Source organism: Trichothermofontia sp. (assembly GCF_053493415.1).
Genome location: NZ_JBRCAD010000033.1, coordinates 1 through 12,679 on the forward strand (window position 1 = coordinate 1; position 12,679 = coordinate 12,679).

The window sequence follows — 12,679 nt, forward strand, 5'->3', positions numbered from 1 at the left end:
GGGCGACGGGGGCGGGCTGGAGCCAGTCGCTCCCGGAACGGGGCTGGCCGTCCCCGCGCGAATATCCGGAGGGACAGCTTCTGCACCAGGACGGGCAGCCCCTAAACCTAAACCCAGGGCAGCCGCTCCTAAACCGGCCTCAGCCGCCGTCATGGGGGGGGCAGCTGTAGACGCTAGGGCAGCAAGATCTAAGGTTTCTGTCCACGCGGCAACCCGCTCCCCCTGACGGCGGCCATAGATCATGACGGTATCAAAGCCATTACGGGGTTGGGCCATTGCCTGCTTTAGCCCTTGCATCCCTCGCCGTACATAGGCAACTAACGCCTGCTGATCCGGTACCTGCGCCGCTTCCAGCAGTAGATGCAATACCCGATCGCGTAGCGTCGCCCTAGCGGTAATGCCACTCCGTTGTAGATAGTGATTGAGCAGGGTAGCGATCGCCGTGGGATCGCCCTGCCTGACTTGTTCCAGAAGGGTGCCGTCCGTCATATCAATGTGCCCCAGGAAGGTGACGCAGCAATTTGCCCCCCAGAATAGCTCAATTCCGAAATTTGTCACCTGACCCTAAGCCTGCCAGCGAGTGGCCGGGATTGGCGGATCGCCGCGCCAAGCCAAGCGCTAGTGGGGGACTGGCATAGGTTAGCTTTGGCCTGATGACGCATTGGTCAGTTGCATTTCTGTCTACCGGCAAGCGGCGGCGGCGGCAAAAACCGGCACAATAGGCCCAATGTAATCGCCTGTGACCTGGGTCCCAATTTCATGAATGCTTCTGATCTCCCGTTTAGCTCCGCCTTGACCCAAGCCCATCTCATCCAAACGGGTCAACTCTCACCCTTGGAGTTAGTACACCTCTACCTCGATCGCATTCAGCAATACGATCGTGCCTTGGGTAGCTTTGTGCATGTTTGCGCCGACCAAGCCGTGGCAGAGGCTAAGGCCAAAACTGAAGTGTTAGCGACGGCTGATCCCGCTACCCTCCCCCCATTCTTCGGCGTCCCGATCGCGATCAAGGATCTCCATGCCGTGGCGGGATTGCCCTGTAGCTTAGGGGTGGCTGCCCTAAAGGAGAATATGGCCCTTTACGATGAAGGCGGGGTCAGCCGGATCAAACAGGCTGGCTTTATTATTCTGGGCAAAACCGCCACCTCCGAGCTAGGGTCTTTCCCCTACACCGAACCCCCTGGCTTTATACCCACTCGCAGCCCTTGGAACCTGGACTATACCGCTGGGGGATCGAGTGGTGGCTCTGCGGCGGCGGTGGCGGCGGGGTTGTGTCCCATCGCCCAGGGATCGGATGGCGGGGGGTCCATTCGGGGACCAGCCCATTGTTGCGGCATTGTGGGGATTAAGCCTTCGCGGGGGCGAGTCACCCATGCCCCCCTGGGGGACTACCTGAGTGGCATTACCATTCAAGGTCCCCTGGCCCGCACGGTGGCGGACGCGGCAGCCCTGCTGGATGTGCTAGCCGGGTACACCCTGGGTGATCCCTACTGGTTACCAGATCCGGAGTCGTCGTTTTTAGCCCAAGCGCAAGGGGCGGTGGCGACCCCGATCGCCCCCCTCCGGATTGCCGTATCAACGACCATTCCGCCAATTGGGGAGGTCGATCCTGCCTATCAGCTCGCCGTGCGATCGGTGGCCGCCCACCTAGAGGCAATGGGGCACCACGTTGAGGAGGGCTGTCCGGACTTTACGGCCATGATTGAGCCGTTTATCCAGGTATGGCAGACAGGGGTAGTGGCTGCTGGGGTGCCCGTTGCAGCACTCAGTCCGGTGAACCAATGGTTGTTTGCCCAAGCGGATGCGCGATCGGCAGCGGCTTATCTGAAGGCAGTGGGCCAGCTACAGGTGGCGGCCCGACAGATTGTGGCGTTTTTCAATACGGTTGATGTGTTGGTTCTGCCCGTCTTTCGCCATCCCCCAATTCGGGTGGGGGAATGGACTGATCTGGCTCCGGATGCGGTGTTCGATCGTATTGTGAATTGGGTATCGCCCTGTCCGCCTTGGAACGCAACCGGCCAACCCGCGATCGCGCTACCGATGGGGTTAGGGACGAATGGCTTACCCACGGGGGTACAGTTAATCGGGCGGCCAGCCACCGAAGGGACCTTGATTGCCCTTGCGGCTCAATTGGAAGCACTGCACTACCCACCCCAGTTCCCACCAACATTTGAAAAGGCAGCGGGCTAAAGGCTGTCAATTAAAGACGGTCAGTTAAAGACGGTTAAAGACTGTGGACTAAAGGCGGTGGGGCTAATCGAGTTGTTCCAACCCTGTGTTGCTGGGTTAGCCCATGCACCCAGGACGGCCTTGCGGCCCTAGCTGACCTGGTAATCCCCTAACCGCTGTTGCGCTAAGTCCCGAATCAAGCTGATGCGAGACGCAATGTAATGTTGCAAAGCATCGACTTGGTTACGATCGTCCAGGGTTTGGGGTCCCAACTGGCGCATCAGGCACTGTACAAGGGCCGCATCGTCGAGCTTCAGCAGCACACTAGCCTGCGTATTCTCAACGGTAAACCAAAATCGACGAAGTAGGAAGGGAGTCATACGACCTCCACAATGAGGGTGGCTGCGTCCTAGCTTACCGAATACATCCCCTCCACCGCTGTAAAAAAACACAAGACGCAACAAGTATTACGGAAGGATTACAGAAACCGCCAACTCAGTGATCAAACTGGTTTAAACGTTAACAATTGTTGGCAGAAACTAGGGACCATTGATGGCTCACAGCCTAGCCCCTAGCCGGATGTAACCCCATTGGCCCGATCGTTAGCTTTAGTATTAACTTTTCTATCGAACGCTGCCCGATACTTGACAGGCACCTTGTTTTGAGGAGTCAGACAAAATACCAGTGTAGAGCACCAGCAGGGGGGCGGAGCTACCCAGGACCTAACGGCTAGAAAGTCTCGCCGAGGAGAGATTCAAACTCTGCCCGGATCGCCTTGAGATCACCCACTTTAGCAACCAGCAGGCTCTCTTGACCCGCATCCTCCAGCCGTTCTCGCCAGCGTTGAACCGTTTCCGAATTATTCAGCCAATATTGAATCACCGTATCAATCACGGCATCCAAATCCCAGCCCCGCTTGGGCGGAATGGGTTCAATCGAGTGGATCACCGCATCCAAGGTACAATGCCGCGTCCCCACATACTCGACACCCTGATCGGGGGGGTGTTTCGATCGCTGTTGTTGATGATTGAAAAAGGTCAGAATGTTGGCAACGCCCAAAAGTTCAAAGCGATATTCCATACACACATCTCCTAACTGATTAAACAAAGGTTTTACGCCAATGGTTAAACGAAGATTCAGGCAAAAGCAGTCATCTGAAAACGGTGGATTATTCCTAAATATAGGTTGTTTCAGTGTCGCGGAGAGGCTAGGAAAAAGGCTGTAACGCTCGATACCACTTCCCCAGCAAGCGCACTAGTGCAGTACACCAGTACACAGTATGATTATGCAGTGTTTGTGGGGCTGGCTAAAGCCAGCAATGCCTAAGGTCGTCGCTACTAACATTGCACAACTTTATGGTCACTTTGACTAATCTAGGGTGAGGGGGGTTCAACGGCTCCACCCAGCGGCATAACGGGGCTTGGGAGTGTTGGCTGGGTATTTTTCGAGGTGCCCTTCGGTTGACTGTTCTAGCTAGGTGCATGAGGAGTCAGGTCCGCAGGGGGCTGGAGCGGTTGACAGACGCCAGTTTGACAGAGGGAATAGGGGCTGGTGTAGGTGTGGTCACGTTGGCCAAACAGTTGATAACGGCGATCGCGCACTTGCGCATAGAGGCGATCGCCCCCTGGCTTTAACCCTGGCAATGCTCGATACACGCTGACAATGACTTCACCTCCCGGCAAACGGCGACCAATTTCCTCAGCCGCTGCGCTCCCCTGCCAACGCTGACGAGGATCATCGTCCTGGACCAGAATCATGCCCAATTCACAATCGGCAGCCGTGATCCCTAGGCGATCGCAGGCAGCCCGATCCTGCATGGGGGCGTAACGAAAGTGTTGACCGCGATCGAAGCGCTCTAGGGCTTGGACCAAGGTGACACAGAGGTTACAGTTGCCGTCATAAATCACGCTGTATGTCATAGCTGGCGGACTCTACCGATCGTGGTATCGCTTAAATAGCAGGATAGCAAACCCCAACCGTTATGCCAGCCCTCAGCCCCCCTTCCGACTGGGATACCTTCCCTGATTATTGGGCCGCCGTGATTGCCACCCAGGATGCCGCTGCGCCGTGGCCCCAACCCCACCAGATTCACTGCTTTCCCCAAGTCGCCTCGACCAATCAGACCCTATGGCAATACCTAGGGCAGGGACATCCGATCGGCACCACCACGATCGCCCAACAGCAAACCGCCGGACGGGGCCAGTGGGGACGCCGTTGGACTTCGGCAGCGGGCGGACTCTACCTATCCTGGTCCTGTGCCCCTAACCTAAGGGCCAACCTGGCCGCCCAGTTGACCCTTTGTAGTGCCTGGGGGCTGGCGAGGGCACTGCAAGAATGGGCAATTCCCGTACAAATTAAATGGCCTAACGATTTGGTGCTCATGGGCCGCAAATTGGGGGGCATCCTCACCGAAACTCGGCTCCGGGGGGACACGATCCAGCAGGCGGTGATTGGCGTCGGCATCAATTGGGCCAATCCAGTCCCAGCCGTGGGGACGAATTTGCAAACCTTTTGGGCAGAGCAAGCCGGATCGACGCGGGAACCCCCAGGCTTCACACCGACGATCGCCTCGCTTGCCCATCTTGCGGCGATCGTCCTGCAAGGGTTACTCACTGGCTACGACCATTGGCAACAGCAAGGCATGGCCAATCTGCTACCGGCCTATGAGGCCCTGTTGACCCATCGGAATCGATCCATCCCAGTGGCTGGCCAACCCATGACGATCGTCGGCATTGCGCCAGATGGGGGATTGCGAGTACGCCCCCTGTCCCGTACCGGGGAAGCTGCGGGGGCAGACAGGGAACAAATTCTCCACCCCGGTCAGATTCGTCTCGGCTATGATGTGAATGAATTAGAACCTTGACCGTGGTCATCGCTTGGGGCAACTTAGGGTAGGATTGAGCCTTGGTTACCGCTTTGTCGCTAGCTAGAGTGGGGCCGGCGCTCCTGCCCCAGGCTGTAGCCATCGGGATTAGGGACAAGGATGGTCCCTGTGGAAACCGATTTTTTTCTGTTGAGGAGTGAGTACACGATCATGATATCGCCTGCCCCAAAACACCAACCTTTGCGGCCTTTGCAGCGATTTCCGCGCCTGCATCCCCAGCGGCGATACTGGCTAACTGGCTTAGGCTGGGTCTGTGGCTTGGGTCTGCTCCCAAGTGGGGCTGTCCTAGCCCAAGAAGCGGCGGATTTGATCGTGCCCACCTATGAAGCAGCGCCTCCCGCAGCCGAGGCAGCTCCCCTGCCAGCACCCACGATCGTGCCACCGTCCGATCCACCGCCAGCGCCCTTACCCCAGGTATTTTTGCCGGAAGAGCCACCGGAAGTGTTGCTACAACCCCAGCAGGCCCCCCCGGTGGCTGGACATGAAACCGCCGCACCCATCCCAGGGACCTATATTGATGGCTCGGATTATTCCCTGGGGGCGACCAGCAGCTACGAAATGGCACCGGACGTGGTGTTATCGGAGCGATCGACCGGGTGTCAAGCTGTGGTCGCGGCAGGTAGTACAGCCCCCAGTGCGATTTGCCCCCCCAGCCCGTCTGCGAATACCGCCTGGTCGCCCACAACCGCAGCCGGTGAAGCCCATGCCTATCCCCCCCAGGATCGCTGGCAACACCAGCCGGGGATCAATCCCAATTCGGTCTTTCAGTTTAATCCCGGCCAAACCCTAGCCAACGGCCAAGCCTATTTCAACCGGACCGCCTTTGGGCGAACCCTAAGTGTCCTGCGGCAAATGGGTAACGCGCATCGCCATGCCCTATTCCCCCTGCCCTTCCCCGTACCCATTACCTCCATGTTCGGCTGGCGGCTCCACCCCATTTCCGGCGATTGGCGTTTCCATTCCGGGACTGACCTCGCCGCCGATGTCGGCACGCCAGTCCTCGCTGCCTTTGCGGGCAAGGTCACGATCGCGGACGTTATGGGGGGGTATGGCCTCACGGTGGTGCTAGAACATCCAGACGCGGCCCAGGAAACCCTCTATGCCCACCTGTCCCAAATTCTGGTGCGACCGGGGGATACGGTAGAACAGGGTACGGTCATCGGCCTTGTCGGTAGTACGGGCAATTCGACGGGTCCCCACCTGCACTTTGAGGTTCGCCAATATACGCCAGAAGGTTGGATTACCCTCGACCCTGGCCACAAGCTGGAAGCGGCCCTAGCCCGTCTGGTGCAAGCCCTACAACTGGCCCAAGCGGAACCAACGCCCACGCCCAACCTCCCCAAAATGGGACCACCCACGCCGTTTATTGGCCCACCGCTACCGCCCACTGCTTAAGCAGCCCGATTTGGACAGCTTCATAACCTGTTGGCACCAGATACGACTGCTTTGACGACTCAAGTGTCACGACGAACAACGAGGCGCGTACTGAAGCCTTAAGTTTTTCGGGTTATCTGCCGGGGTGAGGGCAGGCGATCTGGCATAGTGGGCAATAGTGAATGCTGAATGGGAGATTTGGGAAATCAACCATGTGTCTAGCCGTGCCCGGAGAAATTGTCAGTATTACGGGGGATGACAGCCTGAACCGCATGGGAAAAGTCCGCTTTGGGGGGGTCCTCAAGGCGGTCAGTTTAGCCTATGTGCCCGAAGCCCAAGTCGGGGATTATGTGATTGTCCATGTGGGCTTTGCCCTGAATACCGTGGATGCGGAAGAGGCCCAACGGGTGTTTGAAACCTTGCAGGCAATGGATGAGTTGGCGGAGTTGGAAGCAAGTGAAGTACGTTGACGAATACCGCGACGCCGACGCTGCCCACCGTTATGCCCACGCGATCGCCCGCCTCACCACCCGGCCCTGGTGCCTCATGGAAATTTGCGGTGGGCAAACCCATGCGATCGTGAAATACGGCATTGACCAACTATTGCCCCCTGAGGTGACCTTGATTCATGGTCCGGGTTGCCCGGTTTGTGTCACCCCGATCGCGCTGATTGATCAGGCGATCGCCTTGGCCTCCCAACCCCAGGTCAGCTTCTGCTCCTTTGGGGATATGTTGCGGGTGCCGGGGAGCGATCGCGATCTCTTCTCGGTGAAGGCGGCGGGAGGAGATGTGCGGATTGTGTATTCGCCCCTGGATGCGGTGAAGTTAGCCCAGGAAAACCCCGATCGCGAGGTGGTTTTCTTCGCTATTGGTTTTGAAACAACGGCTCCGGCAAATGCGATGGCGGTTTATCAGGCGCAACAGCAGGGTTTGAAGAATTTTTCCCTGTTGGTTTCCCAGGTGCTGGTGCCCCCGGCGATCGCGGCAATCCTGGACGCGCCGGAGAATCGGGTGCAGGGGTTCCTGGCTGCCGGTCATGTGTGTACGGTGATGGGGATTGAAGCCTATCAACCGTTGGCGGAGCGATATCGGGTGCCGATCGTGGTCACGGGCTTTGAACCCCTGGATATTCTCCAGGGCATCTATCTTTGCATTGAGCAATTGGAAAATGGTCAAACGGAAGTGGTGAATCAGTACAGCCGGGTGGTACGTCCTGAAGGCAATCGGGTTGCCCAGCAGTTGATCGCTACGGTGTTTGAGGGGGTGCCCCGGCAGTGGCGTGGGATTGGGGAAATTCCTGCCAGTGGGCTGGCCCTGCGATCGGCCTATGCAGCCTTTGATGCCCAAAAACGTTTTGGCCTCCCACGGGAAACCGATCCCCAGCCGGAAGCCCCATCTTCCCCTTTAGCCGCCAGCAACGCGATCGCCTGTATCAGCGGCCTGATTTTGCAAGGGGTGAAGAAACCGAGTGAATGTCCGGCCTTTGGCAAGCTTTGCACACCTGAGCATCCCCTGGGGGCGACGATGGTGTCTTCGGAGGGGGCCTGTGCGGCCTATTATCGCTACCGTGCCCCGGTGTTGAGTGGTTGATGCAGGAGTTGGTGCAAGCACCCGATGAGCTAGTACGGGCTGTCCTGGCATTTTTACATCGTGCTAAAGCAGCCCGTGCAAGGCAACTGATAGCACGATTTGCTGGAATCTTATAGTGATGCAGAGGCAACTGAACTACAGCGGGTGATCGTGACTAACTGTCGGTAGGTCGGCCAGAATGAGTGGTGAAATTGCCGTGGATACGTCAGTGGCTATTCGTTTGAATCAATATAATCAAGATCAACACGATTAATCTGAATAGATAAGGCGACAAGGGAACGCTTGGAGGCGAAGGGCTGGAGCATTGGCAGTGTTGCAGAGTTTCTGGAATTATCTTCCGAAGAAGCGATTTTAGTTGAAATCAAGCTTGCCTTAAGCAAACGTTTGAAGGAACGACGACAAGGCTTGATGACGCAGCATGAACTGGCAATCAGACTGGGTTCCAGTCAACCTCGGATTGCAAAGGCAGAAAGTGGTGATGCTTCGGTTGCGATCGAGCTTCTAATGCGGGCGGTGTTAGCAACGGGAGCAACGGCACAAGCGATCGGACAGGCGATCGCGGGGATTGGATAGGTTGGCCAACGGTTCAATCGTTTTTTTAGAAATTGTAGGGGCAGGTTTTCCAGCATATCTCAACGAGGCAGATCAATCTTGATAAACCTGCCCTGCCTAGATAACGCGGTGTATTAAGGGCGATCGCGTTTTTTGTCGATTTTGGGTTAACCATCGATATTCTGGGGCTGGGCGGGTTCAGATAGATTTTGCGTTTCCCCCATCGATTTTGGCGCAACCCGCCCCTACGAAACGAAATTAGGGAATTGTAGGGGCAGGTTTTCCAGCATATCTCAACGAGGCAGATCAATCTTGATAAACCTGCCCTGCCTAGATAACGCGGTACATCAAGACGATCGCGGTTTTGTTGATTTTGGGTTGATAATCAATATCCTGGGGCTGGGCGGGTTCAGGTAGATTTGCCGTTCCCGCCATAGATTCTGTCGCAACCCGCCCCTACGAAATGTTTGTGGAAAACTCGATTTTTTGAAAAAATTTTTTTATGCCTATCCAAGCGTAACTTCTGTCCTTAAGTCGGTCTCTTACACGCTGATGACGCGCATTCGGTTTGACCAATTCAGCAAACTTTTTCTCGAAGAACTGCTCAGTCCCCTCGGCAGCGTTGAGCGCAACCTGGAAGTCCCTGGTGAAGCTCGCTTTGTCGATGTCTGGTTTATCCCCAGTCCCCAACCGACTGCTCCGCCGATCCCGTTGGGTTTATTGGGACGCATTGCCAGCGCGACCTGCCTGCTCGAACCCTTTCGTAATCCCCCAGCGGCAACGGAAGTGCGCAATTGCTTGCTGAAGTTGTTCCTGATCCAAGCCCAGCAGCAACGACAGGCAAAAAAGCAGCAAACCTCGTTGCTCGAAGCGGAACTGCCCCAACTTTGGATACTGGCCAGCAGCATTACCCAACCCCAACTCACTGGACTGGGGGCGATCGCCCAACCGGAGTGGCCCACTGGGGTTTACCACTTGCCAAGCCTGCTGCGAACCGCCATGATCGATATCAGCCAATTACCCGTCACCCGCGAGACGCTCTGGTTGCGATTGTTGGGTAAAGGTCAGACCCAGGAGCAGGCGATCGCGGAGGTGATTGCCCTACCCACCACTGATCCGGAGCGGGCGATGGCACTGAGGCTACTCTCGACGTGGAAGATTACGATCGACACAGACCACCCAGAGATTATCGATAGCGAGGAGCAACGCTTAACTATGGCACTCTCACAAGCATTTCTGGAATGGGAACAAGCGACTGAACACCGAGGTCTTCAGCAGGGCCTTCAGCAGGGCCTTCAGCAGGGACAGCGGCAAGTGATTGAGCATTTGCTGCGGACACGTTTTGGGGAACTGGATGTCCAGTTGCAGGCGATCGTTCCTGCGATCCTGCGTCTGCCGCCAGAGGACTATACGCCTTTGCTTTTGCAACTGTCGCGGGCCGAACTGCTCGATCGCTTTCAAGCCCAGTAAGCCGCGATCGCCCGTCTAGCCCTGCGCAATCTCCTGCGATCGCGGCACCCAGGGCGACACCCACATTGCCGAGGCATCGTAGAAGTCGGCCCGTTGCTCCAGATTCAATCCGCTGCATTGAACCTGTTGCCTTGGCATTGGGCGGGTTTATCGAGATTTTTAGTCTTCGATCAAGATTTGAGCGCAACCCGCTCCTACGAAAGGAAATTAGACATTGTAGGGGCAGGTTTTCCAGTATATCTCAACTAGGAAGATCAATCTTGATAAACCTGCCCTGTCGAGATGACACAGTGCATCTTTGTAAACCTGCCCTGCCTAGATGACACGGTGCATCTTTGTAAACCTGCCCTGCTTAGATAACGCGGTACATCAAGGACGATCGCGTTTTTGCCGATTTTGGGTTGACAATCAATATCCTCGGGCTGGGCGGGTTTAGGTAGATTTTGCGTTTCCCGCATTGATTTTGGCGTAACCCGCCCCTACGGATAATTGATATTAATTCCCCGGACGATCATGTAAAAACTGGGTGTTTTGGTGCTACAATAACCTCTATAGTTTACATCCTAATGCCTGTGGAAAACTCGATTTTTTGAAAAAAAATTTTTTTCGCGCTACGCGCGGGGAAAAGACGAAACATTAAGAATTATTGCAAAGGGCAAGAGGGCAAAAGCGCAAAGGGCTACAGAGTCCTCGCCGCCGAACACGCCACGCGAAATCCAACGTGGTAGGCGGGGGTGGCGGGAAGACCGTTGGTACGATAGGCCGAGCGACAGAGCCTCGGAAAGTCGTTCCACGAACCACCGCGCAGCAGGCGACGGGCATTGTCATCATTTGTCAACCATGCACTACCATCATCTGGTGCCCCTCGATAATCATTGTGCCAATGATCGACGCACCATTCCCAGACATTGCCATGCATATCATACAGCCCAAAGGCATTGGCATACCCCAGGCTGCCCACATCAATTAAACGCTCACGATATCGCCCTGTTGTGCCCTCACCATAGGTATTATCAACATAGTTAGCAACTTCGCTGGAAATCGTTTCACCAAAATGAAATGGCGTGGTGGTTCCCGCCCGACAAGCATATTCCCATTCCGCTTCGCTCGGTAGGCGGTAGTCTTTGCCCGTTTGCTTGCTTAAGCGTTGACAAAAGGCAATCGCATCGTGCCAAGATACGCCTACAACGGGTCGATTGGGACTAACAAAACGTTCTTCATTGTAGCGAGTCGCGGGATTACTCCCCATGACTGCCTCGTACTGGGCTTGGGTCACCGCATATTGACCCAGGAAAAACTGGGGAACGGTCACCGGATGCTGAGGACCTTCGTCGTCGGAACGCCCTTTGTCATCTCTAGATCCCATATCAAACGTCCCGCCAGGGATCAGCACCATTGCCAACTCTACCGACCCTGGCAATATCTCGATAAACCGCTGTGCTTCTGCCTCCTGCGCCTGAATCTCCCAGCCATTCTCACGCTGCGAAGAGCCAGAGGGTTGTTTTTGCAGCGTTGCCGTCCTAAATGTAAACGGCTGTAACTGTATGGCTTCTGGTTCGACTGCTGGTTCGACTTCATCGTTACGCCGCAACGCCCCCACGGGTTGCGCCAACTGTTGCGCCACCTCGGCGTAGTAGCCCCCCAACCGCTCCAAGGTTTGGATCGCGATCCGGGCAAACGGTAACAACAACTGCTGCCCCAATTCATCCGCCGCCGATCGCGGAGCGTCTCCAGCGGAGAATCGCTGTACCAGTTCCGGCAACTGCGCCATCAACGCCGCAAAACTGCGCGTACTAAGTCCTAACCGCTCCGAAATATCAGCCGAAACCGCATCCAACACCGCTTCCGTCTGATTCGTGGGCATCCCCGCTAGCAACACATCCCGCACCCCCGGCACAAACTCATAGCCAAGCCCTGGCTCCCCTGCCGGTTGCTCTACTGCCGACTCACGCTCCAACAGCCCACTCATAAACACTTCCGCCACATGGACCTGCAACGACTCCGGCAAAAGCGTTTGTTGAATCAAGTTAATCACCGGCAAACTCACCGGCACCGCCGCCATCAAACCCGCCAACCGTTGGGCCAACAACGATGCCGTCACTCGAAATTGGCGCACCAAAAATTCCGCATCCCGTGATCGCAGCAGTACGACCTGTGCCCCCCTAGCGATCGCCGCCAAATCAACCCGAATCCCCACCACCGCCGCATTACCAACCCCCGCCACCATCCGCGACCAGCGGTACACCGGCTCCGGCTCCAACGTCACCACCGGCAACCGCAGCGATCGGGATGCTTGCATCCCTTCCGGCTCCTCAACCTCAAACGCAGGCAACAGCGCCTCACACCGTAACTGCTGGTTAGGCACACCGGGCAACAACGCCCGCAACCGCACCGGCTCACCCATCGCCAAACAAGTCTGGGACCACAACCGTTCCGGCAAAAGTTGCACCAAACTCACCGGCACCACCTGCCCCCACGCCTCAAGCTGCTCATAAATCGCCCCCTGCTGCCACAGGCGAGACCTGCAATCACTCAGGACCCAAATCACCTGGCGACGCGACGGCTCCAATAACACCTTCGGCGATAAAACCGCCTGACTCCCCCGCCGCTCTCGACCCCCCCCCGGCCTCACCTGGATGG

At 56.6% G+C, this 12,679-nt stretch carries 12 protein-coding genes; 7 read left to right on the forward strand and 5 right to left on the reverse strand.

Annotated elements, in window-relative coordinates; genetic code table 11:
• Positions 1–558 (reverse strand): hypothetical protein (locus tag ACWIUF_RS03285; RefSeq protein WP_448570785.1); only part of this gene is annotated, 558 nt, incomplete at its 3' end.
• Between the two features lie 201 nt (positions 559–759).
• On the opposite strand from ACWIUF_RS03285, the gene ACWIUF_RS03290 reads away from it, so the two are divergent.
• Positions 760–2,190 (forward strand): amidase, encoded by a 1,431-nt coding sequence (locus tag ACWIUF_RS03290; protein WP_448570787.1) that lies wholly within the window; start codon positions 760–762, stop codon positions 2,188–2,190.
• Between the two features lie 128 nt (positions 2,191–2,318).
• Here the strand turns inward: ACWIUF_RS03290 and ACWIUF_RS03295 are convergent, their stop codons facing one another.
• The 3 genes from ACWIUF_RS03295 to ACWIUF_RS03305 all read right to left on the reverse strand — a co-directional run bounded on the left by ACWIUF_RS03295 (position 2,319) and on the right by ACWIUF_RS03305 (position 4,088).
• Positions 2,319–2,549, reverse strand: a complete 231-nt coding sequence (locus ACWIUF_RS03295) for a hypothetical protein (protein ID WP_448570788.1) — start codon at positions 2,547–2,549, stop codon at positions 2,319–2,321.
• A 349-nt stretch (positions 2,550–2,898) separates the two neighbouring features.
• Positions 2,899–3,249, reverse strand: a complete 351-nt coding sequence (locus ACWIUF_RS03300; RefSeq protein ID WP_448570789.1) for a hypothetical protein — start codon at positions 3,247–3,249, stop codon at positions 2,899–2,901.
• 389 nt (positions 3,250–3,638) lie between these two features.
• Positions 3,639–4,088: a thiol-disulfide oxidoreductase DCC family protein gene (locus tag ACWIUF_RS03305; protein ID WP_448570790.1), complete on the reverse strand. Its 450-nt coding sequence runs from the start codon at positions 4,086–4,088 to the stop codon at positions 3,639–3,641.
• A gap of 62 nt (positions 4,089–4,150) precedes the next feature.
• On the opposite strand from ACWIUF_RS03305, the gene ACWIUF_RS03310 reads away from it, so the two are divergent.
• The 6 genes from ACWIUF_RS03310 to ACWIUF_RS03335 all read left to right on the forward strand — a co-directional run bounded on the left by ACWIUF_RS03310 (position 4,151) and on the right by ACWIUF_RS03335 (position 10,039).
• On the forward strand, positions 4,151–5,032 hold the full coding sequence (locus tag ACWIUF_RS03310; protein ID WP_448570791.1) for a biotin--[acetyl-CoA-carboxylase] ligase: 882 nt from the start codon (positions 4,151–4,153) through the stop codon (positions 5,030–5,032).
• A gap of 171 nt (positions 5,033–5,203) precedes the next feature.
• Entirely contained in the window at positions 5,204–6,448 is a 1,245-nt protein-coding gene (locus ACWIUF_RS03315) for a M23 family metallopeptidase (RefSeq protein WP_448570792.1), read from the forward strand.
• Between the two features lie 191 nt (positions 6,449–6,639).
• Positions 6,640–6,897 carry a HypC/HybG/HupF family hydrogenase formation chaperone gene (locus tag ACWIUF_RS03320; RefSeq protein ID WP_448570794.1) on the forward strand — a complete coding sequence of 86 codons (258 nt, stop codon included), beginning with the start codon at positions 6,640–6,642 and terminating at the stop codon, positions 6,895–6,897.
• Complete coding sequence (hypD, locus tag ACWIUF_RS03325; RefSeq protein WP_448570795.1) at positions 6,884–8,017, forward strand: hydrogenase formation protein HypD; 1,134 nt, start codon at positions 6,884–6,886, stop codon at positions 8,015–8,017. The genes ACWIUF_RS03320 and hypD overlap by 14 nt, the downstream gene beginning before the upstream one ends.
• 282 nt (positions 8,018–8,299) lie before the next feature.
• Entirely contained in the window at positions 8,300–8,590 is a 291-nt protein-coding gene (locus ACWIUF_RS03330; protein WP_448570796.1) for a helix-turn-helix domain-containing protein, read from the forward strand.
• Positions 8,591–9,121: 531 nt separating this feature from the next.
• Positions 9,122–10,039: a flagellar assembly protein H gene (locus ACWIUF_RS03335; RefSeq protein ID WP_448570797.1), complete on the forward strand. Its 918-nt coding sequence runs from the start codon at positions 9,122–9,124 to the stop codon at positions 10,037–10,039.
• A 679-nt stretch (positions 10,040–10,718) separates the two neighbouring features.
• On the opposite strand, the gene ACWIUF_RS03340 is transcribed toward ACWIUF_RS03335, so the two are convergent.
• On the reverse strand, positions 10,719–12,679 hold a 1,961-nt coding region (locus ACWIUF_RS03340), incomplete at its 5' end, for an SAV_2336 N-terminal domain-related protein (RefSeq protein WP_448570798.1).